The sequence below is a fragment of the Chrysiogenia bacterium genome (assembly GCA_020434085.1).
Classification (GTDB): domain Bacteria; phylum JAGRBM01; class JAGRBM01; order JAGRBM01; family JAGRBM01; genus JAGRBM01.
The window spans coordinates 1-22,393 of the sequence record JAGRBM010000052.1 but is presented as its reverse complement, the minus strand read 5'-3'; the positions used below and the strand labels follow the sequence as shown (position 1 = coordinate 22,393).

The 22,393-nt window shown below is 64.3% G+C and carries 15 protein-coding genes; 8 read left to right on the top strand and 7 right to left on the bottom strand.

The features are described 5' to 3' along the window. The first annotated feature begins 50 nt into the window (after positions 1-50). The 7 genes from KDH09_01700 to KDH09_01670 all read left to right on the top strand — a co-directional run bounded on the left by KDH09_01700 (position 51) and on the right by KDH09_01670 (position 6,857). Entirely contained in the window at positions 51-566 is a 516-nt protein-coding gene (locus KDH09_01700; GenBank protein ID MCB0218384.1) for a TIGR03546 family protein, read from the top strand. 2 nt (positions 567-568) lie between these two features. Beyond that, positions 569-2,365 carry a TIGR03545 family protein gene (locus KDH09_01695; protein MCB0218383.1) on the top strand — a complete coding sequence of 599 codons (1,797 nt, stop codon included), beginning with the start codon at positions 569-571 and terminating at the stop codon, positions 2,363-2,365. 65 nt (positions 2,366-2,430) lie between these two features. Further along, a complete protein-coding gene (locus tag KDH09_01690; GenBank protein ID MCB0218382.1) occupies positions 2,431-2,682 on the top strand; it encodes a hypothetical protein in 252 nt (83 codons plus the stop codon). A 10-nt stretch (positions 2,683-2,692) separates the two neighbouring features. Beyond that, positions 2,693-3,577 (top strand): patatin-like phospholipase family protein, encoded by an 885-nt coding sequence (locus KDH09_01685; protein MCB0218381.1) that lies wholly within the window; start codon positions 2,693-2,695, stop codon positions 3,575-3,577. Positions 3,578-3,626: 49 nt separating this feature from the next. After that, positions 3,627-5,003 (top strand): glutathione-disulfide reductase, encoded by a 1,377-nt coding sequence (gorA, locus tag KDH09_01680; GenBank protein ID MCB0218380.1) that lies wholly within the window; start codon positions 3,627-3,629, stop codon positions 5,001-5,003. A 55-nt stretch (positions 5,004-5,058) separates the two neighbouring features. After that, positions 5,059-6,159 (top strand): A/G-specific adenine glycosylase, encoded by a 1,101-nt coding sequence (gene mutY / locus KDH09_01675; protein MCB0218379.1) that lies wholly within the window; start codon positions 5,059-5,061, stop codon positions 6,157-6,159. 107 nt (positions 6,160-6,266) lie between these two features. After that, on the top strand, positions 6,267-6,857 hold the full coding sequence (locus tag KDH09_01670) for a 2-hydroxychromene-2-carboxylate isomerase (GenBank protein ID MCB0218378.1): 591 nt from the start codon (positions 6,267-6,269) through the stop codon (positions 6,855-6,857). A gap of 57 nt (positions 6,858-6,914) precedes the next feature. On the opposite strand, the gene KDH09_01665 is transcribed toward KDH09_01670, so the two are convergent. From KDH09_01665 to KDH09_01640, 6 genes are all read right to left on the bottom strand, one after another. Continuing rightward, positions 6,915-7,721, bottom strand: coding sequence for a hypothetical protein (locus KDH09_01665; protein MCB0218377.1), 807 nt, complete (start codon positions 7,719-7,721; stop codon positions 6,915-6,917). Further along, positions 7,721-8,461, bottom strand: a complete 741-nt coding sequence (locus KDH09_01660; GenBank protein MCB0218376.1) for a rhomboid family intramembrane serine protease — start codon at positions 8,459-8,461, stop codon at positions 7,721-7,723. Before KDH09_01660 ends, KDH09_01665 begins: the two co-directional genes overlap by 1 nt. A 24-nt stretch (positions 8,462-8,485) precedes the next feature. Then, on the bottom strand, positions 8,486-9,469 hold the full coding sequence (gene thiL / locus KDH09_01655) for a thiamine-phosphate kinase (GenBank protein ID MCB0218375.1): 984 nt from the start codon (positions 9,467-9,469) through the stop codon (positions 8,486-8,488). Positions 9,470-9,504: 35 nt separating this feature from the next. After that, positions 9,505-12,318, bottom strand: a complete 2,814-nt coding sequence (locus KDH09_01650) for a response regulator (GenBank protein ID MCB0218374.1) — start codon at positions 12,316-12,318, stop codon at positions 9,505-9,507. A 162-nt stretch (positions 12,319-12,480) separates the two neighbouring features. Beyond that, positions 12,481-14,901 carry an endopeptidase La gene (lon, locus tag KDH09_01645; protein ID MCB0218373.1) on the bottom strand — a complete coding sequence of 807 codons (2,421 nt, stop codon included), beginning with the start codon at positions 14,899-14,901 and terminating at the stop codon, positions 12,481-12,483. Next, positions 14,898-17,108, bottom strand: a complete 2,211-nt coding sequence (locus tag KDH09_01640; protein ID MCB0218372.1) for an ABC transporter substrate-binding protein — start codon at positions 17,106-17,108, stop codon at positions 14,898-14,900. The genes lon and KDH09_01640 overlap by 4 nt, the downstream gene beginning before the upstream one ends. A 127-nt stretch (positions 17,109-17,235) precedes the next feature. Here KDH09_01640 and KDH09_01635 point away from each other — a divergent pair, with 127 nt between their 5' ends. Then, positions 17,236-18,540 carry a hypothetical protein gene (locus tag KDH09_01635; protein ID MCB0218371.1) on the top strand — a complete coding sequence of 435 codons (1,305 nt, stop codon included), beginning with the start codon at positions 17,236-17,238 and terminating at the stop codon, positions 18,538-18,540. Between the two features lie 4 nt (positions 18,541-18,544). On the opposite strand, the gene KDH09_01630 is transcribed toward KDH09_01635, so the two are convergent. Further along, on the bottom strand, positions 18,545-22,042 hold the full coding sequence (locus tag KDH09_01630; protein ID MCB0218370.1) for a class I SAM-dependent DNA methyltransferase: 3,498 nt from the start codon (positions 22,040-22,042) through the stop codon (positions 18,545-18,547). Positions 22,043-22,393: the final 351 nt, after the last annotated feature.

The window sequence follows — 22,393 nt, the reverse complement described above, 5'->3', positions numbered from 1 at the left end:
TACTCTCACCCCCAGTCGGGCAACAACTGTTTGCTGAAGGGGGGAAGGCAATGCTGACGCTGCTTGCCAAGTTCCTGAAACTGCTCAATTCCGAAACCGATCCCGGACAGATTTCCCTGGCATTCTGTTTCGCCATGGTAGCCGGGTTTACCCCACTGATGAGCCTGCACAACCTCATTGTGCTGCTGCTCATCCTGGTCATGCGGGTCAATCTCTCCGCCTTCATTCTGGGGCTCGGCGTGTTCACCGCGCTGGCCTTTGCGCTCGACCCGCTCTTCGACCAGATCGGCTTTGCCGCGCTCACAGCCAGGGGCCTTGAGGGGATGTGGACCGATCTCTATAACTCCACCCTCTGGCGGGTCGAGTATTTCAACAACACCATCGTGATGGGGAGCCTCCTTGTCTCCATTCTCGCCTTCATTCCCGCTTACTTCATCTTCAACCTGCTCATCGTGAAGTATCGCGACACATTCCTTGAGAGCATGAAGAAGTGGAAGATCACCCAGACCATCAAGGCCAGCAAGTTCTGGGGGATCTATCAAAAAGTTCAGGGATGGAGGGAGTAACCATGAAAAAGTGGATCCGCTGGGGCGGCCTCATCCCCTTCGTCGCAATCGTCGCGCTTGTCGCGATCGTCTGGAATTTCTTTATCGACGGCATCGTCGAGCGCACCATCGAGAAAGTCGGCTCCAGCGTCGTGGGTGCCAAGGTCGAGCTCGATGCCGCCGACGTCTCGCTCTTTCCGCTGGGCGTGGAGCTTACCCGCCTGCAGGTCACCAACCCGCGCGACTACATGGAAAACGCCATCGAAGTGCGCCGCGTCGCCTTCGACATGGAACCGCTCGAACTGCTGCGCCGCAAGGTCATCATCAACGAGATGAGTATGGACGGCATGCAGTTCGGTACCGCGCGCGCCACCTCCGGCGACATCCCGCGCTCTCAAAAGGCCGGCGTGCGTATCAAGGAGTTTACAAAGGAAAAGGTGGAGGAACTCGAGCTTCCCTCCTTTGAGATTCCGGACGTGAAGAAGATCCTCGAAGAAGAGGATCTCGAAACCCTGCGCCTGGTCAAGGACGTGCGCGGTGAGTTCGAGACCGAGAAGGAAGCCTGGAAGAAGCGCATCGACGAGCTTCCAAATAAAGAGACCTTCAAGCAATACGAGGCGCGCATCAAGAAAATCCGGGGAACCAGCGGCGTGCAGGGCGCGCTGGCCGCCGCCAGCGAAGTCACCAGGATCAAGAAAGAGATCGAGGCCGACATCGCCAACATCAAGAGCGCCAAGAACGACGTGCAGGGCCTCGTGGGCAAGCTCCAGCAGCGCGTGAAGCAGGCCCAGCAGGCGCCCTTCAACGACATCCAGCGCCTGCGCGACAAGTACGGCCTCTCCCCCGAGGGCCTTGCCAACCTGAGCAGCAGGCTCCTTGGACCCAAGGTCGCCCAGCTCGTACGCGACGGGACCTACTACTACCAACTGGCCGCGCCCTATCTCAAGCGCGGGGACAAGGCTGACGAGGGTCCCGAGGTGGTCAAGCCGCTTCGCGCCAAGGGCCGCGAGGTGCACTTCAAGGAGCACAATCCGCTCCCGGAATTCCTGATCTCGGTGGCAAAGATTTCCTTCAGCCTGAGCGTCGGTGATTTCTCCGGCACGGTGAAAGACATCACCAATGAGCAGCCCGTGCTCGGCCGCCCGCTTACCGTCGGGATTGCCGCCACCAAGCTCAAGGATATCGAGGCCATCAACGTCGACGGCACTTTTGACCACACGAAGCCCGCACATCCGAGTAACTCGCTGGCCTTCGCACTCAAGTCCTTCCACGCGCGCGGCGTTGCACTCTCCGAGAGCAAGCAGTGGCCCGTCACCCTGGCAAGCGGTCTTGCCGATCTTGCGGGTACCGGCACGCTCAGCGATGGAAAGCTCGACTTCACCCTGACCGGTTCCTTGCACGAGGCGGACCTTCAGACGGCCTTCACCGTGCAGAACCTCATTGCCGAGGCGCTCGCCGACACCATCAAGGGCGTCCGGGCGATGAACCTGACGGCCCACATCACCGGAAACCTCGAGGACTTCGATATCGAGCTGCAGTCGGATCTCGACAAGATCCTCAAGCAGGCGGTCGGTTCACTGGTTACCAAGCAGATGGCCAAGTTCGAGGGGCTCCTCAAGGAGAAGGTCATGGAGAAGGTCGACGGCCCCCTCAAGGATCTGGTTGGCAACATGGGCGGCTTCGACGACATGCTCGCGCTCCTCAACGACCGCGAGAAGCTGGGCCAGGAAGTCCTCCAACAGGCGCTCAAGCAGGCCACCGGCGGCAGCGCCATTCCGGGTACGAAGAAGCTGCCGGGCGGGCTCAAGCTGCCGTTCTGAAAAGCTGAATCTTCCGGGAGATGACTCGCATCTGTTCGAGAGAATGCTGCTGAGGAAACGACACCATGAATCGCGTCATCATTCTCTGGGGCCTGCTGCTGGCATGGGCACTCTGGTGCATCGGTTTTCACGACTACAGCACCGGCGAACTCAATACCGCGCTGATCGTCTGCGCAATCGTCGGCACAGTGCTCAACACGCTCAACTGGGAGCCCCAGCCCAAGGCCGCGCGCGACCAGCTCACCTGGGTGCTCCGCGTGGCCGGCAACTTCGCCGTTCCGTTCGCGGTAAGCCTGACTTCACAAATTCTGGAGTAGGAGCTTGCCTTTGAGCCGGCCCAGAACAGCATTTGTTTTCGCCGGTGGAGCGGCATTGGGCGCCGCGCAAGCAGGTATGCTCAAAGCCCTCTACGAGGCCAACATTACCCCCGACTTGTTGACCGGTGTCAGCATCGGCGCATGGAACGCCGCGTATCTTGCACGCGCTCCGTCAAAAGAAATGGTCGACTCCCTCTGCTCTTTCTGGCAGAGCCTTTCGAACCAGAGAATCTTTTCCCGCTTTCCCAAACTCAACGCAATCCGGCAGCTACTGGGGCGCAAGCCGCACCTGTTCTCAGGCACCGGTCTTTCGGAGATCGCCGCAGAACTTTTCTCCGATTGCAGTTTTGAGTCGCTGGCCCTCCCCCTCACGGTCCTGGCGACGGATGTCAACGGGGCGCATCCGAAGGTCTTTCGCGAAGGCCCCCTGGCGCCCGCCGTGCTGGCCTCTTCCGCACTTCCCACGGCATTTCCTCCCGTAGAAATCGCCGGTCACTGGTATATCGACGGCGGTGTTGTCACCAATGTCCCGCTGGACCTGGCCGTGCGCATGGGCGCCGAGCGCTACGTTGTCCTCGATGCCGGGATCCCTTGTCATCGCAATGGAGAGGACCGCCCGACCCTTCCTGAAATTCTGGGGCTGGTATCCACAGTAGCCTCACGCCAACGAGTGCAATCGATCCTCCCCCACGTTGTTGCAGGCGCGCCGGTCCTTTACCTGAGCCTGCCGTGTCCGGTCACACAGTCTCCATTCGACTTCAGCGCCGCCGGTGCCTTGATCGCCAGTGGGTATGAAAGCGCTTCGAAACTGCTCCGCGAGGGCTGGGGTACTGAGCCCGGCCTGACCGGCCGGCCCCACGACCATGAGATGGATTTGGCGAACCCCTGGTCTTGAAATCCGCATCTCATTGAACAGAATTCACCTGCAGGGAACAGAGACTCCGATGAGCAAACAATACGACTACGACCTCTTTGTACTCGGCGCCGGAAGTGGCGGGCTTGCCGCTGCCAAGCGGGCCGCCTCCCACGGTGCCAGGGTTGCGATTGCCGAAAACTCCCGTACGGGCGGGACCTGCGTCATTCGCGGGTGCATCCCCAAAAAAGTGATGGTGTATGCCAGCCACTTCGCCGAGCAGGTGCGCATGGCCGAGCACTTCGGCTGGGCGCCCTCCCCGCTCGATCACGACTGGAGCAAGCTGGCAAAGAACCGCAACGACCTGGTGAGCCGCCTCGAACAGATGCACGAGCGCTACCTGGCAGAGAACAAGGTGGAGCTCATTCGCGGCACCGCGCATCTTGCGGATGCGCACACCATAGAGGTCGCGGGCAAGCGCTACAGCGCGAATTACATTCTGCTGGCCACCGGCGCACGCCCAGAGCTGCCGGCTCTCAAAGGAATCGAGCACGCCCTCAGCAGCGACGGGTTCTTCGAGCTGGAAAAGAAGCCCACTTCAGCCGTCATCGTGGGCGGCGGCTACATCGCCGTGGAGTTCGCGGGAATTCTCGCCGGACTCGGTATCAAGACGCACCTGCTCGTACGCTCCATTCTGCTGCGCGGCTTCGATCGCGAAATCGCCGACGAATTAGAGCGTGCCCTCATCCGCCAGGGCGTGGACGTCGTGCGCCCGGTCACGGTCCACTGCGTGGAGAAGACCGCCACCGGCGTGCGCGTGCTCTACGACGAGGGCAATGTCGAGGATACGGGCACGCCTGCGTCTCTTGAGAGCGACGCCTGCGTGGTCTTTGCCACCGGCCGCACACCCAATACCAGCGGAATCGGCCTCGAAGAAGCCGGCGTGAAGCTCGGCAAGAGCGGCGCAGTCATCGTGGACGAAAACCACGTCACCAGCGTGGAGAACATCTTCGCCGTGGGCGACGTCCTCGACAGGGCCAACCTCACCCCGGTCGCCATCAAGGCCGGGCGCAGCGTCGCCGACCGCGTCTTCGGCAACATCAATGCGCCCATGAGCTATGAGAACATCCCCACCGCCGTCTTCAGCCAGCCGCCCATCGGCACCGTTGGACTGACCGAGGAAGAGGCCCGCGAGGAATTCGGCGATCGCGTGAAGATCTACCGCGCGGGCTTCGTGCCGCTGTATTTCTCCCTTGCCCCCGAAGAGGAGAAGGGCCGCGCCTTCATGAAGATGGTCGTGGACTCACAGACCGACCGCGTGCTGGGCCTCCACATGATCGGCGAGGACGCCGCCGAGATCATCCAGGGCTTCGCCGTCGCCGTGCGCGCCGGGCTCACCAAGGCCCAGTTCGACCAGACCGTGGCCATCCACCCCTCCACGGCCGAGGAATTCGTGCTGCTCCGGTGACTTCGTCACCCCTTCTTGTTGGCGTCGTCGCAATCGGCCCGATAGACTCGCGCCCGTGGCGAAGAAATCCCAGACCCCGGAATCCCTTCCTGCGCGCCGGGCCGCTGCCATTGCGCGGCGGCTGGAGGCGTGGTTCGCGGGCGCGCGCCGCGAGATGCCCTGGCGCGAGGATCGCGATCCCTACCGCGTGTGGCTCTCGGAAATCATGCTCCAGCAGACCCGCGTCGCCACGGTGATCCCCTACTTCGAGAAATTCACAGCGAAGTTTCCCCGCGTCGAGGCCCTCGCCGCCGCCGATGAGCAGGACGTTCTCTCCCTGTGGTCGGGACTCGGCTATTACGCCCGGGCGCGCTCGCTCCACAAGGCGGCAAAGGTCGTCGCCAATGAGTTCGGCGGAAAATTTCCCGAAAGCGCCGAGGCGCTTCGCGCCCTTCCCGGCGTCGGCCCCTACACCGCCGGGGCGATTGCCTCCATTGCATTCGATGAGCCCGCACCCGCTGTGGACGGCAACGTGGTGCGCGTGCTCTCGCGGCTGCTCGCCTGGCAGGCCGATACCGCCGACCCGGCCGCGCGCCGCGCGGCCGAACCGCTCGTCACGCAGATTCTTGAGCGCGGAGCGCCGCACGTGCTCACGCAGGCAATCATGGAACTGGGCGCGACGCTCTGCCTTCCTGCAAACCCCGCCTGCGGGGCCTGCCCGCTCGCCTCGATCTGTGAGGCAAAAAAGGCCGACAAGGTCGCGCGTTTCCCCCTGGCAAAAGCGCGCAAGAAACCAAAGGCCGTGCACCTGGTTGCACTGGCGCTCCTGGATTCAAAGGGCCGGGTGCTCATGCAAAAACGCGAAGGGCAGGCCCTCTTCGGCGGGCTGTGGGAAATCCCGCATCTGGAAGTGGCAACAAAGAAGGACCACGCCGCCGCCCTCAAGGAGCTTGCCGCGCTCCAGGGACAAAAGGGCGCTGGCGCCCCGGCTCACCGCGGGCAGGTGAGCCACGCACTCACCCACCGCAAGTTCACGCTGGATCTCTACGCGGCTCGCGCGGCGCGTGCTGTGAAAGCCTCGAGCGGGCGCAAATGGATCGATCCACACGACCCTGGCGCGCTGCCACTGTCGAGTTTCCAGCGCAAGTTGCTGGCCAGGCTTGGCCAGTTGCTGTAAGTGATGAACGCCGCTCAGAAAAAATGCAGGACTACTGAAATCCAATTGCACCGACGCGGCATCCCAGAGCTGCCGGGAAGCGCGCACCGCGCGCACAGGAGGAACCCATGAGCAAGACCGTCGACTTCTACTTCGATCTCTCCAGCCCTTACGCCTATATGGCATCGACCCAGATTGACGAGCTGTGCGAGCGCCATGGCGCCAGCGCGAACTGGAAGCCCTTTTTGCTGGGCGCGGTGTTCAAGGCCACGGGCAACCGGGCGCCGGCCACGGTCATTCCCAAGGGCAAATACATGTTCGAGGACCTCAAGGAATGGGCCGCCTATTACGGCGTGGACTTTGCCTTCCCCAGCAGCTTCCCGCTCAATTCGGTCAAGCCCATGCGCGCCTGCCTGGCCGCCGAGGAACAGGGCAAGCTCAAGGAATTTGTCCGCGCAATGTACGAGGCCTACTGGGTAAACAACAAGAAGATCGATGAGCCCGACATCATCGGCGAAGTGGCGAAGTCGGTGGGACTCGACGCCGAGAAGCTGCTCGCGCGCATCGAGGAGCAGGATTTAAAAGACAAGCTCAAGGACAACACCCAGGCTGCCGTCGACAAGGGCGCCTTCGGCGCGCCGAGCATGTTCGTCGACGGGCGGATGTACTGGGGCAATGACCGCCTGCCCCTGCTGGAGCGCTACCTCAAGCAGGGCTGATTTTGCCGGCACTGGCACAAAAAGGGCGAGCCTCGGCTCGCCCTTTTCTGTTGTTCCCTAGTTCACCCAGGGACCGCTGCCGCCGGGCCCCGGCTCATCATCGTCATCGCGGGAGACCACCCGAAAGCCCTTTTCCTTCTTGAGCTGTTCGAGCTCGCGCTGCACTTTGCGCTTCTTCATCTTGAGGCGCCAGCGCTTCCAGATCTGCTTGGCACCGCCGGGGGTGAGGTAGACATAGGTGATGCCGACGGCGCTCCATAGCCCCAGCAGGCCGGCCAGGTCCTTGGTCGAGAGAAAGCCCAGAAACGCGAAAGCCATCTCGATGGCGATGAACCACTTGGCCTGGATGGGAAGCACGAAGAAGAGCTGAATGGTCGCCTCGGCGTTTCGAATGGCAAAGGCCGCGATGAAGATGGTCAGCAGCATGTGCTGGCCCTGCATGAGCGTGAAGGGGAAGGCGCGCGCTTCCCAGCCGGTGACGAGCTGCACAAGGGCCGCCGCAAGGCCCGAGCCGATCACCGCCCAGGCGAGCAGCTTGCGAAAGCGCTTCTGCCCCAGCGAGTTGTAGACGTCGCGCCCGAACCAGAAGACCATCAGCAGGCTGAAGATGAACCACAGATCCGGACGGCCCGTGCCGACAAAAGCGTAGGTCGCCGCCTGCCAGAGGAACGCGCCCCGCCAGAGCGCGGGCGTCAGTCGCAGCAGCGCCGGCACGATCTCGGTGGAAGAGAAGAACTGCAGCGCGAAGGTCACAAAGAGCGTGGCCAGGATGATCGTCAAATCGCGCGGGGGGCGCCCGCCCGAGAGTCCGCCCCCGCCGAAGCGAACGCGGCCACCGCCGCCGTATGGATCGCGTGAATACATCAGTGTGTCTCGTGTTCGACCGGCTCGGCCGGTTCAGCAGGTGCCTCGTTTTCAATCACGCCGTCGGCGCGCCTGCGGCGCTCGAGCTTCTTGCGGTAATACCAGTTGCGCGAGCGGCGGAAAAGATCATCCTTCTTCATGTAGAGATATCCCGTCACCGCGCCGCCCACGTGGGCCCAGTGGGCGATGCCCCGGCCGCTGGTAAAGAGCTCAGCGAAGATGCCGATTCCCAGCGACCAGATCACCAGGTCGCGAATACGCACCGGAAAGAAAAAGAGCAGCACGATCCGGTTGGGATCAAGGAGCGCGTAGGCGGCGAGCAGGCCGAAGATCGAGCCCGACATGCCCACTACCGGGAACTGGCTTCCCATGTAGCCAAGGGCCGAGGCGATGCCGCCGCCCGCGCCGCTGATCAGAAAGAAACGCAGGAACTTGGCCCGGCCCCACCGGTGTTCGAGCTCGGGACCGAAGCTCCAGAGCACCAGCGAGTTGAGCGCCAGGTGCAGAAAGCCAGCGTGAAGGAACTGGTAGGTAATGGGCTGCCAGAGATAGCCGTGCCAGAACAGGCGCGGCACCAGCGCCAGGCGGATGCCCAGTTCCGTGCGCGCCACGCCCAGCAGATACAGAATCACGCAGGTAATCAGGATGATGGCGACCGCACTCCAGCCCTCACCGGCAAAGCCCCGGCTTCCCGGGGGGCCGAACTGCACGCGGTAGTATTTGGCTTCGGAGGTCTTCACGAAGTTCCTGATGTGGCGGGCCGCTCAGCGGCGGTGCTGCCAGCCGCCGGGGCCGGTGTAGGCCAGCAACTGCCCCGTTCGAGTCAAAAGCGTGATGCCCGGCGCCTTTGTCAGTGCACCGATGCGCGCGGCCTTCACCTTAGCGGCCCCGGCGAGGGATTCAACCGCCGCGCGCTTTGTCGCCGGGGCGCTGAAGAGAAGCTGGTAGTCCTCCCCCCGATTGAGCGCGGCGGCCAGTGACTGCGGGTCGCCTGCCTTCTGCAGCGTTCGGAGCCCCGCGGGGACAGGCACTTTTGCCAGTTCGATCTGCGCGCCGATGTTTCCCGAGGCCTCCAGCACGTGAGCGAGATCGGCCAGGAGCCCGTCGCTCACATCGATGGCCGCGCGGGAGAGCCCCTTTGCGGCAAGCGCCTTTGCAAATTCGAGCGGCGGGGCGGGTTTGAGATAGTTACGGGCGGCAGTGCCGCCGCTGCTGAGCGCGTCGAGCGAAACTCCGCCGACACCGATCCGGCCGGTCACCCACAGGTCCTCGCCTGCGCGGGCCGCGTCGCGGCGAAGGGCCCTGCCCCGGCGCACTTCGCCCAGCACGCTCACGTGCACTTGCAGCGCCCTGCCCTTTGCCGCCGAGACATTGCCGCCGATGAGGGGGCAGGAAAACTTCTTGCCGCAGGCTGCCACGCCGCGGTGAAGCGCCAGCACCTCGGCATCACTCCAGCTTTGCGGGATCGCGATGGATACGAGCGCGCCAAGCGGCGCCGCTCCCATGGCCGCCAGGTCAGAGAGATTCACCGCCAGCGCGCGCCAGCCGGCATCTTTGGGGCTCATCCACGCGCGCCGAAAGTGCACGTCCTCGACCTGCGCGTCAGTCGCCCACACGAGGTCACACCCGCGCGAGGGGCGCAGGATCGCCGCGTCATCGCCGATGCTTTCGACGACGCGCGCACCGGTCTTTGCGGCAAGTCGCTCGATGCGCGCGATCAGCTCAAATTCTTTGAGGTGCTTGCTCACGGAAGTTCCAGAGGAAGGCGCGGGGAGATGAGCGCTCAGCGCTCGATGCGGCGAAGCAGCGCGCGCACCAGCGGCGCGTCTGGGTGCGTGGGTGCCACTTTGAGGAATCGCTCGAACATCACCGCAGCCTGCTCGCGCTCTCCGGCGGTGGAGTAGAGCTGCCCGAGCCAGCGAAGCGCCGTCGCGTTGTTGCGATCGAGCTTGAGCGCGCGTTCAAAGGAGCGGCGCGCCGAGTCCGATTCGTCGATCTGCAGGTAGGCATTGCCCAGTTCCGAGAAGAGCTCGGCATCGCGCGAGTCCTGCAGCACGGCCTTCTGAAGGAAGGGAATCGCCGCGCGGTATTGGCCCTTGCGCAGCAGGCGGCGCCCCTCGGTGGCCGGATCGACCGGCGCAGGTTTGGGTGCCGGGCGCCGCGCTGGACGCAGCGCCGCCAGCCGGCTGGAGAGCCCGGGATAGCCCGAGTCGATCGCCTGCACTTTTTCGTAGTAGTCGCGCGCGGCGTCGTTGTCCCCGCCGGCGGCTGCGATCTCACCCAGCAGGAAGTAGGCACGCGCGCGCACCTCGCTCTCGTCTTTCCAGTTTTCGTTGGAGACGATGGACTTGAGCTTTGCGCCCGCCTCGCCGGCATTTTTCTCTTCCTGCCAGAGGTTCGAGGCCTGCCCCAACGCGAACTGCGCATTGTCGGGTGCAAGCGAGACCGCCCTGTCCCACGCGCCGCGCGCGCAGTCGCGGTCGCGGAGCGCGGCGCAGGCGCGCGCCAGCAGTTCCTGGGCCTCGGCGCTCCGGGCGGACTCGCTCGCCGCACGGCTGGCCTGCTCGCGCGCCTTGTCGTAGTCGGAGACGCGAAGCAGCGCTTCGGAGAGCGCAAGGGCCACGGCCACGCTTCCGGGAAGCGCGCGCTCTGCAGAACCAAGCAGCTCGATCGCCTGCCCGAGGTTCTTGCCCTCGCGCAGATCGGCAAGGCCGCTCACGTAGGCCGCCCACCCTGCCGTTGCAGAGTCGGAGGCCGAGAGGAAGGGCTGCGCGCGCTTTCGCGCATCGTCGAAGCGACCGCGCAGCACGTCGAGCTCGGCCCAGGTGACCTGCACGACCGGCGTGCGCTGTCCCGCATCATCTACGAGCCGCAACGCGCTGTCGGCGTCCTTGAGGGCGCCGCCCACATTGTCTTCAAGCATTCCCAGCCGTAGCAGGGCGCGGGCCTTGAGCGCCGCGACCTCCGGCAGGGTTTCCTGCGATTCGGAAAAACCATCGATTTTTGCAACCGCGCCCTGCAACGCGGCGGGCACGTGTAGCGCGACCTGCGCCTCAATGGGTTTGAGGTTCGGCGCCGACGAGCCGCCGATGAGCGCCGGCACGCCAAGGGGCGCCAGAAGTCCAAAGGCAGCGGCACCGGCAATGAGCAGGAGCACGCCGAGTGCGCCGCCAACGCCGGCAAAGAGTGCCGGGTGGCGCTGCCAGGGTTTGGGCGAGACGAGCTTTACCTCGTCCTCAACTTCGTAGACCTTGTCCTGTCGCCCGCTCTTTTGCGCATGAGGCGCGGCAACGCGCGGCGACGGCATCTCGGCACTCGGCTCGGTCGCTTCCTCGTCCGTCTCCTCGGGAGGTGGTGGAGGCGGCGGCTGGCTGAGCGCGCGGGCCTCGGCCTGTGCGGCGATGTCTTCCATGCTTGCCGCTGCAGGCTGCGGCACGGATGCCGGCACCGGCGCGGGACTCACATGCGTGCTGGCGAGCAGGTCGCGCACGCTGACCGCCGAGACTTCCCCGGCCGAATCGCCGAAATCATCGGGCATCGATCCGGCCGGCTCGGACGCGGGCTCGGGCGGTTGGGAGGGGAACTCGACGACGTTCGAGGGCTGCGCCGGCTGCGCGCTGGCCATCGTGATCATGGGCGGCGTCGCGCCCTGTTCGAGTTCCTTGAGCAAGCCCTGGAAGTAGAGTTTCGAGATGATGTTGAGCGCCGGCAGGTCGTCGAGCCCGCAACTGTCTACCACCGTCAGGATGGTGCGCGTGCCATCGAAGAGCTGGAGGATCTGCCCGGCCTTGGTCGGAAACTTTTCGGGATACTGCACGAGCAGTTCCTGGGGATCGATGATGAGCACCGTATCGAGCGGTGGAAGCTGCTCGGCCAGACGTTCCCACTCATCGAGACGGCGCATGCCGTCCATGATGAGTCCCTGCGTGCTGGTGGAGACGACCACCTGCCGGTCGAGGGGTTTGAAATCGATTTTGAAGGCGCCCTCGTTCCACGCGAGCATGCGGTAGATGGCGCGCTCGGCCTTGATCTGCCCCTGGATGGCATCGATGATCTGACCTTCGGAAAAATAGATGAGGCCTGAGGAAGCGCCCGGCCCCGTCAGGTAGAGCACGCCGGTCTTGCGACCGATCTCCAGGGTCTGGAGCAGGTCTACCACGCCCATGTCCGTGAGCGAGCCCGCGAACTGGCGCTGCGCGCTGACTTCTTCGAGGGATTCCTTCTCACGCTTCTGCAGCAGCAGCCGCACCCGCGTGAGGAGTTCCTTGATGTAGATCGGTTTGGTGAGGTAGTCGTCGACGCCCAGCTCAAGGCCCTTGATCTTGTCGTCGACCGACTTCTGACTTGTCAGAAAGATAAAGGGGACTTTTTCGAGCTTGGGATCTTCCTTGATGCGTTTGCAGAACTGATACCCGTTGAGCTTGGGCATCTTGACGTCGGAGATGATGAGTTCGGGGACGCTGGTCTTGGCTTTCTCAAGCCCGTCCAGACCGTTCTGGGCAGTCGTCACCAAAAAGCCCGCCTTCTTGAGAGAGATCTCAAGAACCTGCAGACTCTTCTGGTCGTCGTCTACTACGAGAATGTGCTGCCTGGCCATTGCAGCCGTTCCTCACCCTACTCATTCAAATCGGGAACCCGCCCCCCGGGCGGGCCTTGATTGCGATTTCACAGGTTATCCGGGAACTACGTTAATGGACAACCGCCCGGGATTAAAGGCCTTTCCGGCCTTTCTGCCCCACTGGAGCAGATTGCGGCGAGTTCAGGAAGAGGCCGGGGAGCGCTTGGCCCGCGGCTGATCCCAACCCGCGCGCGCCGGGGTCTTCGCCCGCGAGGACGGCCGCTTGCGCGCAGGAGGCTTCGAAGCCGCTCCAGGGCCCGTCACAGGGGGAAGAAGCACCTCTTCGAGCACCTGCTCGGTGGTCTCCACGGGGATGATTTCCATCGCCTGGCGCAGCGAGCGAGGAAGCTCGCCCAGATCCTTCACATTGGCCTTGGGCACCAGAACCCGGTTGATTCCCATGCGGTTGGCAGCCAGCAGCTTCTCACGCACCCCGCCCACGGGCAGGACGCGGCCGCGCAGCGTGATCTCACCGGTCATGGCAATGCGCTTTCGCACCGGGCGCCCGGTAGCAGCCGAGACGATTGCCGCCGCCATGGTGATGCCCGCCGAAGGGCCGTCCTTGGGAATGGCACCCTCGGGCACATGCAGGTGGAGTTCGTGCTTGTCGAAGAAATCGGCCGCGATGCCGAAGTTCGTTCGCGTGCGCACGTAGGAGAGCGCGGCATGAACGCTTTCCTTCATCACGTCACCGAGCTGGCCGGTCAGCGAGATACCGCCGCGCTTGCTCGGGTTGAACTGCGCCTCGACGTAGAGCATTTCACCGCCATAGGGCGTCCAGGCAAGGCCGGTCGCCACGCCGACTTCGTCGCCCTCGCTCTCTTCGAGCGGTTCGTACTTGTGCACGCCCAGGTATTTTTCAAGGTTGCCCGCGCTCACGCGGTAGCGTTCGCCCTTTTCCTCGGCGACTTTCAGCGCGACCTTGCGGCAGACCGAGGCGATCTCGCGCTCGAGGTTTCGCAGGCCGCTCTCACGGGTGTAGTGCTCAATGAGACCGCGCAACGCCGAGTCGGTGAGCTGGAGGTTTGCCTCGCTCACGCCGTTTTCTTCGAGCTGGCGCGGCAGCAGGTACTGCTTGGCAATGCGGAGTTTTTCTTCTTCGGAGTAACCGGAGATCTCGATGACCTCCATGCGATCGCGCAGCGCCGGCGGCACGGTGTCGAGCTGGTTGGCCGTCGCGATAAAGAGCACGTCCGAGAGATCGAAGTTCACCGAGAGATAGTGGTCGGAGAACTCCTTGTTCTGCTGGGGATCGAGCACTTCGAGCAGCGCCGAGGCCGGATCGCCGCGGAAGTCGTTGCCGATCTTGTCGATCTCATCGAGCATGAACACCGGGTTGCGAACGCCCGCCTGCTTGAGCCCCTGCAGAATGCGACCGGGCATCGCGCCCACGTAGGTGCGACGGTGGCCGCGAATCTCGGCCTCGTCCTTCATGCCGCCCAGCGAGATGCGGACGAACTCGCGCCCCACGGCGCGCGCAATGCTTTTGCCCAGCGAGGTCTTGCCCACGCCCGGAGGCCCCACAAAGCACAGGATCGGCCCGCGCAGGCTTCCCTTGAGCTTGCTCACGCCCAGGAACTCCAGAATGCGCTGCTTGACCTTGGGAAGGCCGTAGTGGTCTTCGTCGAGAATCCTGCGCGCAGCCGGAATGTCCACGCGGTCCTCGGTCGTCTTGCTCCAGGGCAGGTCCACCATCCAGTCCAGATAGGTCTTGATGATGGTTGCCTCGGCCGACTCGGGATGCATCTGCTCAAGCCGCTTGAGCTGTTTGTCTGCTTCGGTGCGCGCCTCTTCGGTAAGCCCCGCCTTTTCGAGCTTGCCCGCCAATTCGGCGACGTCGGGCGGACGATCCTCGCCCTCTCCGAGCTCGGTGCGGATGGCGCGGATTTGCTCGCGCAGGAAGAACTCGCGTTGCGAGCGCGAGAGTTCGTCCTTCGCCTGGGTTTCGATTTCGGCTTTGACGCCCAGAATGTCTGACTCGCGCGAGAGCAGCTCTGCTGCAACGCGCAGACGATCAAGCGTGCTGGGCGCCTCAAGCAGGCGCTGGGCATCGGGAACCGGAAAGCCCACCTGCGCGCCAAGCGCATCGGGAATCTGTTCGGGTGCAAGGCCCTCGAAGGTCATCAGGATATCGGGGGAGAGATTGCGCCCGAGCTGCACCACCTTGTCGAGGTTGTCGATGATCGAGCGCGAGAGCGCTTCTGCCTCTATCTGGTCCTCACCGGCAAGCGGCGCTTCGGGGAGCAGGGTCGGGCGCGCCCGGTGCTGGGCGCTCCAGTCGCCGGCCTTTGCACGGGACTCGCCGTGGACAAGCACCTTGAGACGCCCGTCGGCCAGGCGCACGCTGCGCACGACCGAGCAGATGGTTCCCACCGGGAAGCAGTCGCCTGCGCGTGGTTCTTCAGTATCGGGAGATTTCTGCGTGACGACCAGGATGCGCCCGGCCGCCTGCCCCAGGGAAATAACCGCATCGATGCCGGTGTCCCGGGAGAGGAACAGCGGAACCATCATGCGTGGAAAGACGACGAGATCCCGAACTGGCAGGACGGGGATTTCCTTCATTGAACCTCGGCTGGAGCCGTTTTAGGCGCCTCGGAATCCTCCAGATCATCCAGAGGATCCTCTTCAGGCAACACTAGTTCAACGATCTCATCCTCTGCAACCGTGAGCAGGGTCAGCGGCAGGACCGCATCGCCGGTCTCGGAGATGGAGGCCTTGCCCAGCAGCAGATTCATGCCGTCGACGCCCAGCAGGGCGTCCTTGAGCTGATTGCGGCGAAGCGGCGGCTGCCGGCTGCCCAGCAGCTTGCCCATCATGGAGGCAGCGTCATGGGCGGTGGCCTCCAGCACGGTGGCCTGCTCGCCGAAGGCCTGCTCGTAGGCATAGGCAAAGCGCGCCACGCGCGGGCGGATCGAATTGGCGAAGAAGGCGTCCACAAAGACCGAACCTTCGACGTATTTCTCGCCCTTTTCGGGGAGCTGCGGGTCGTTCCAGGCCGAGGTGCCAAGCATCTCGACCCCGAGCACGTCGTTGTAGTCGAGCTGCGGCGCGATCAGGACGACCTCGTTCCATGCGTCGGGCAGGAAGATCGCGTCGAAGTCGACCGAGGCTTGCCAGGTCTTTTCCCTGGGCGGCCACTCGGGCGCTTCGGGTGCGTTGGGGTCGGGCTCCTCCCCTTCCTTTGGCGCGTGGAATCGCTTCCAGTAGGAGTATTCAATGTGCGCGATAGCATCGTCGCGCCAGGCGCGGCCGGCACGTTCTTTCCTTACCTTGCGGTCGTACTCGCGGGCGTCGGCGTAGTAGCGCCCGGTCATGCGGGTGAGCGGCGCCTTGAAGTCGGTGGCACCGGCCTCATAGGAATCGGCCGCCGTGACCCAACCGCCGGCGTCCTCGACTTCCTTCCAGATGGTCATCATGAAGTTCCGGCCCAGCGCGGTCTCGGGATACATGATGCCGAAGTTGCGCACGGCGCGGTGCTTGATCGCGTAACGAACCAGCGCGCGGGCCTGGTCCCTTGGCGTCATGAAGTAGCGAAACACATACGGACCGATCTCGGGGAGCCCCTCGCGCTGGCTCATGGTCATGATCGGCACTTCGAGCACCTCGGCCCGCCGCGCCGCCGGCGCGGCGGTGATGCCCAGCAGCGGTCCGATAATCCCGATGACGTTCTCTTCGAGCGCGAGCTCCTCGACGGCCTGCACGGCCTTGTCGGGATCGCCGCCCGAGTCGCGGTAGATGAAGGTGACTTTTGCCCCCTTGCCGCGGCCGCGCACGTGGATGTTCTGCTGGGCAAGCTCGATGCCGCGCAACGCGCGCTCGCCGAAGACCTTGTACTTGCCCGAGAGCGGCAGGATCACGCCGATGCGAAGCGGATCGACGTTGCGCGCCGACTCGATGATCCGGAGGCGGCGCTCGACGAGTGCGTGCAACGGGTGATCGGGCAGCTTCGCCAGAAATTCCTTGCCCGCCTCCTGCGCGGCGTCGAAGTCGCCGGCCGCGGCAAGCAGCTCGACGTGCCGGTAGCGCGCGATGCCACCGGGGAACCCGGTGTCATAGCGGCGCACCAGCGCGGCGATCTCCCTAGGGTCTTCGCCCTGGAGGATGTACTGCTGGACGCGGCGCTTGATCTCTTCATATTTCTCGCCGTCCTTGTCATAGGCAGGCAGCGCGGTGATCAGCCAGCGCACCGCGCGGTCGGTCTTGCCCTGGCGCTGGTGGGCCTCGGCCAGGACGACGGCGATCTCGGCGCCGCGGCGGTAGTCGGAGTTGGACTGGGCAAGATCCTCGAGAACGGTGATCGCGTTCTCGGTCTGTCCAGCCGCCAGCAGGGCGCGGCCATACCAGTAGCGCGCTTCGTCAAGGAGGTCGCTGCCCGGGTGGTTCTCCACGGCCAGCCGCAGGCTCTGGACCGAGCGGGCGTAGGCCCCCTGCTCGTACTGGATGCGGCCGATCCAGAACTGGGCGTCGTCGGCCAGCGAGCTCTCCCCGAATTCATCGAGGAGCTGGCGGTAATTGGCCACCGCCTCGGCATAGCGCTTTTCGCTGTAGTGGTGCTCGGCCCGCCGCAGATAGGCGTAGGCCTGCTTTCGCTGGTCGGGGGTGAGGTCTTTGGCCGCCGGGCGCGCCGGTGCCGCCGCGACGGGACGTCCCTCCGAAGGCATGGCGGGCGCCTTCGCCCCCTCGGCGCAGCTTCCCACCGCCAGGGCCAGCGCCGCCACCGCCGCGCAGGTCCAGCGGCCGAATTTTCTCTTTTCTTGTGAATACCGCACGAAGTCGCCTTCTGCCGGAATGCCTCACCGGTAAAGCCGGACTGGACTGCGCCCGCAATAGGGCGGAGAATGCCCCCATGAGTGCAACGGGCCGGCTTCCGGCTTTTGAGGTACTGGATTCGAGGTCGTGATTCAACCCGAGGACGAAAAAGTCGCCCCCCTGCGGGCCCTGGAGCCCAGGCGGCGCCCCGGCGGAGAGCTGGCGCGGCTTCCCGGCGCACCCTCGCCCAAACCCGCGCCCACGCGGCTCAACCTGCTCAGCCCCGAGCAGCGTGCCATGGGCGAGGCCTCGCGCATGCTGGGCGCCCGCCTGGCAAAGCACATCCGCGGCGGCAATACCTGCCACGTCCTGTGCGACGGCACCCAGGCCTATCCCGAAATGCTCGCCGCCATCGAGGGCGCACAGACTCGCATCTTCTTCGAGATCTACATCTTCCGCAATGATCGCTGGGGAACGCGCTTCTTCGACGCGCTGCTGGGGCGCGCCCGCGCGGGCGTGGCCGTCTACATCATCTACGACGCCTTCGGCGCCGGCGAGGCCGAGGACCTCTTCGTGCAGCTTCGCGGCGCCGGCGCCAACGTGCGCGTCTACAACCCCTTTCGCTGGTCGGAGAAATTCGCCCGCCTCAACCGCCGCAACCACCGCAAGATCCTCGTCGTCGACGGGCAGGTGGGCTTTCTGGGCGGGCTCAACGTGGGCAACGAATACCACGACCCCGGCACCGACAAACCCTTTCGCGACACCCAGCTCAGCGTGCGCGGGCCCATGGTGCGACAGCTCGAGGACGCCTTCATCGAACTCTGGGAGCACGAGAGCGGCGAGCGGCTCCGGCGCACCCGCCCGCCCCGCCCTGGCGCCGCCGCCCTCCGGCCCGCCCCCGGCCAGGGCCTGGGGCTCATCATCGCCAAAACTCCGCTGCGCGGGCGCTACCTGCTCAAGGCCGCCCACCACGGCGTCCTGCGCAACGCCGCGCGGCGCATCTGGATCGCCAACGCCTACTTCGTCCCCACCCGGCGCATCCGAAACGCCCTGCTGCGCGCCGCGCGCCGCGGCACCGACGTGCGCCTGCTGCTGCCTGGCCCCACCGACGCCCCCCTGGTGCGCTGGGCCTCGCGCGCCCAGTACACGCGCCTGCTCTCGGCCGGCATCCGCATCTTCGAATACCGCGCCCGCATGCTCCACTCGAAGACCATCCTCGTCGACGAAGACTGGCTCATGGTCGGCTCCACCAACCTCGACCACCGCAGCTTCAACTGGAACCTCGAAGTCCAGGCCGTCGTCAAGGACCAGGCCGCCGCCGCCGAATTAGAAGCCGCCTGGCAGGCCGATCTCGAATGCGCCGAGGAGATCCTGCTGGAGGAATGGCGCGGCCGAAGCTGGTGGGAGAAGCTGCTCAACCGGTTTGCTTATCTGATGCACCGGTGGATGTGAGGGATCAGGCGACGTAGCGGCCCTCGCCCACTTCGCGGGCGCGGCCCATTTCGGCGAGCGTGGCGAGGAGTTCCTCGACGCGCTTCTTGTTGCCGCGTTTGAGGTGTTTGGCCAGTGCGGCGGCATCGAGGGGTGCTTCGGCGGTTGCCAGCACGCCCGCTATCGCCTGCGCCTGCTCGGGCAGCGCGGCGGGCCAGTCCTGTTTCTCTTTTGGCGCGGCAGCGGCCTTCTTCTTTTTCTCTTTGACCAGCTCGCCCTGCGCCGCGCCCTGTTTGCCGGTGGGGTTCTGGAACTCCGGACGCAGCCAGCGGATCAGGCCGCCCGCCTCTTCCTCGGCGCGCTCGTGATTGAGTGCCACCAGCTTTTCGAGAATCTCCTCGTCGGAGAGATCCGCGCTCCAGCCGTAGGCCTCGAACACGGCGGCGTCGAGGTCGTCGTGGATCTGCTTGAGGACCGAGACGAGGCCCTGCTCGTGGATCGTCTTTTCCTTCGCGCTGAGCTTCTCCCCCGCGCGCAGTTTTTCGAGCACGTTGTACATCCCCGTCATCGTGAGCCCCGGATGCTCGGCCTGCCGCGCCTTGCGGTGGGCATCGAGCTGCTCACCCAGTTCGCGAATGCGCTGTTTCAGCGCGCCGGGGGGATCGGGAAAGGGGAAGGGGTCGAAGCAGAGAGTCTTGTTGTAGCGAGGCCGATCTTCAAGGGTGCCACCGGCCGCGAGCGCCCACGTGACGTGGATGCGGCTGGAGAGGGCGCCGAGGTAGAAAGCGTCGTCGAGGGCGATGTTTACCAGCATGTTGTCGGGCAGGATGTCACCGTCGAGAAAGACGAAGAACCGATGTTTTGCGGTTTCCGTGGTTGCGATGAATCTGGGCAATCCCTTCAGGGCCGGACGGAAGTTTGCCCGTGGTTCACCGAACAACCACCAGTTTTCCCGATAGGTTGCCCGATTATTCTGATCTCTCTCGGGTTTCACCCGTTCCATTACTCGCTGATACACGGATGGATATGTTTCTCTAACTGCATCCGCAGTCAGCCCAAATAGATCGATCACAAAAACACCTCGCGTTGTCTGGGTAACGTCACGACCATTCCTGTATGGCTTAACGACTTTGGCCAGCGACGATTCCGGTGTATATCCGAGGTCTACGGCCTCGTCGGACGTCAGGATAAACCCTGCACCATGAAGAGAAACACCCCGACAAGAAAGCCCACTGTGTGCCCGCAGCGCAACAGTGCTTGAAAGGTCAGCGCCAATTGTCAGGTTTTGCAGGACTTGGCCGTTACTCCATGCGATGTTGACGTCGACACCATCCGATGCGCTCTTTGCCTCGCTGGTAACTTGTCCGAGTCGCCCATGCTGTGTTCCGGCACCCGCAACTGTCATCGAAATTCGAACGGCAGCACCGTCTGCGGCATCAACCCAAGGATGATCGGGGATGGCAAACAGCAGTGACACCGGATTGTTTGCAGTCATGTGGCGTTGCAGAACTTTTCGATTGAATGTCTGCCGCAGGCTGTTGGTCGCGATCAATCCAAACCGCCGCAACTTGCCTGCGCGCGCCAATTTCGCCGCTTTGTCCCACCAGTACATCACATAGTCGCTGGATTCCGGGACACTCTCATACGTGCCGCGTAGCGCATCGACGTATCCACTCCCCAGCGCGTCGCGCATCTTGAAGTTCCCCACAAACGGCGGGTTCCCCACCACAAAATCCGCCTCGGGCCACTCGGCCTTGCGGGGATTGATGTAGCGGTAGACCTGCACGCGGGCGGTTTCGTCGGGGACGTCTTCGCCGGTGACGGGGTGTTTCTTGTAGGTCCGCCCGTCCCAGCGGGTGAGCGGCTTGCCGTCCTCGCCTTTTTCTTCCTCCATCGAATCCCAGGCCAGCACGGCGTCGCGGCATTCGACGTTGTGGAAGTCGCGCAGCACGGGTTCGGGCAGGTTTTCAATACCGAAGGCCCGGTAGTGCCACTGCAGGTAGCCGATCCACAGGACCATCTCGGCAATGGTCGCCGCGCGCGGGTTCACTTCGATGCCCAGAAACTGGTGGGGATCGACGGTGAAGTGCTCGCCCTTTTTGAGTTTCTCTCCGCGCCCGGCGCGCTGGTGGGCGGTGCCCCACAGGCCAAGGCCCGCCTGCTCGCCGAGTTCGTTGTGCAGAAAATCGTCGACCTCGCCCTCCAAACGCTTCATGTGTTCGAGGGTCACATACAGGAAGTTGCCGCTGCCGCAGGCGGGATCGAGCACGCGGGTGCTGCAGAGTTTCTTGTGAAAGCCGCGCACGGCCTCGGCGGCCTTTTTCTGCTCGCCGTCTTCGAGATGACGAATGGCGGCGGTCTTTACCCCGTCCCAGTCGGCGCGAAGGGGTTCGATAATCGTCGGCATGACGAGCCGCTCGACGTAGGCGCGCGGGGTGTAGTGGGCGCCCAGCTTGTGCCGCTCGATGGGGTCGAGGGCGCGCTCCAAAAGCGTGCCGAAGATGGCGGGTTCGACGTCCTTCCAGTCGGCGCGGGCGGCCTCGATCAGGAGAGCGAGCTGATCGCGGGTGAGCGGCAGGGCTTCCTGGTGCAGGTAGAGCCCGCCGTTGAAGCGCAGCAGGTCGGCCTTCAGGATGGGAGAGAAACCACCCTTGTTCATGGTCTGCCACAGGTGGGTGAGCATCTGCGGCAGGTGTTCGAGGTCGCCTCGCTGCTCTTCAAGCAGCCGCGTGAATCCGTTTTCGGGAATCAGGCCCACGTCTTCGGCGAACATGGTGAACAGGCAGCGCATCAGGAATTCGGCGACGCGCTGGGGGCTGTGCCCGTCTTTTTCAAAGCTCTTGGCCAACTTCGCCAGCCGGTCGGCCACTTCGCGCGTGACGCGCGCGCTGTGCCGGGTGGGGTCGAGGCTCCAGGGGTCTTCCCAGATCTTTCGCAGGCGCTCGCGCGCCGCTTCCTCGGCCAGGTCTTTTAACTGGATGCGAAAACTGCCCGGATCGGGAAAGGGGAGGTACTGGCGGCCCATCTGGCTGAAATCGCTGTAGACCTCGATGACGTGCCCGACGTCGGCGACCATCAGGAACGGCGGCGAGGGCTCGTCGTTTGGCAGCGCGTGGGCGTAGCGCTCGGCCTGGGCCTTCGCGCGGGTCATGGTGGTGTCCCACACCTTGCTGCCGCGCACGCCGTGACCTTTCTTGAGCTTTCGTTTCCGGGCAATGGGGTCTTCGGCGTCCTGCTTTTCGACGCCCTGCTTGGCCTCCAGTACAAAGGAGCCGCGCTTGTAGAGATCGAGAAAATTGGTCGAGGTGGTGCCGTCGCGGTTGGAGACCTCCACCGAGCGCTCGAAGACGTAGGCGTTCTGGCTCGAATCTTTCCCGGCGGGTTGCGGGCGCTCGACGCCGATCAGCTCGCACAGCTCGGAGAGAAAGAGCTGGTAGTTGGCCCGCTCGGATCCCTCGGCCTTTGACCAACGCGCGATGAAGGCCGCCGGATCGGCGCCGCTGGTTGTGGGATTGTCGGCCATTAGCCACGGAGCTTATTCGCTCCCAATCGCCCGCGCCAGTGCGCGCGCAGGTGCGTTTTTTTTGCGGTCCATTTCGGGTCATTTCGGTCCATCTCGGTCCAAAGCGGGCCATCGTGGGTCACGGGACTTGATCGGTCACAGCGCATCCCCATACTGAGAAGATGAGGGCCGCCAGGCCCGACCGCCTCTGGGCGTTGCCCATCTCCCCCGGCCCTTCGGTCGACTCAGGACAGGAGCGGGGGAGAGCGACGGGGTGGCGCGCCTTGCGCGCATTTCGAGAGCGAGGACGCGGTCCGGATCGATAGATTGTCCGCGCGTCTTCGAGGGTCCGACTCCGTTCCCCTCTCCCGC

What these genes read in the sequence shown, in the direction of transcription:
- KDH09_01700 (MCB0218384.1), top strand. Translation starts at nt 51, where the DNA reads ATGCTGACGCTGCTTGCCAAGTTCCTGAAACTGCTCAATTCCGAAACC.
- KDH09_01695 (MCB0218383.1), top strand. Translation starts at nt 569, where the DNA reads ATGAAAAAGTGGATCCGCTGGGGCGGCCTCATCCCCTTCGTCGCAATC.
- KDH09_01690 (MCB0218382.1), top strand. Translation starts at nt 2,431, where the DNA reads ATGAATCGCGTCATCATTCTCTGGGGCCTGCTGCTGGCATGGGCACTC.
- gorA (MCB0218380.1), top strand. Translation starts at nt 3,627, where the DNA reads ATGAGCAAACAATACGACTACGACCTCTTTGTACTCGGCGCCGGAAGT.
- KDH09_01670 (MCB0218378.1), top strand. Translation starts at nt 6,267, where the DNA reads ATGAGCAAGACCGTCGACTTCTACTTCGATCTCTCCAGCCCTTACGCC.
- KDH09_01665 (MCB0218377.1), bottom strand. Translation starts at nt 7,721, where the DNA reads ATGTATTCACGCGATCCATACGGCGGCGGTGGCCGCGTTCGCTTCGGC.
- KDH09_01650 (MCB0218374.1), bottom strand. Translation starts at nt 12,318, where the DNA reads ATGGCCAGGCAGCACATTCTCGTAGTAGACGACGACCAGAAGAGTCTG.
- lon (MCB0218373.1), bottom strand. Translation starts at nt 14,901, where the DNA reads ATGAAGGAAATCCCCGTCCTGCCAGTTCGGGATCTCGTCGTCTTTCCA.
- KDH09_01630 (MCB0218370.1), bottom strand. Translation starts at nt 22,042, where the DNA reads ATGGCCGACAATCCCACAACCAGCGGCGCCGATCCGGCGGCCTTCATC.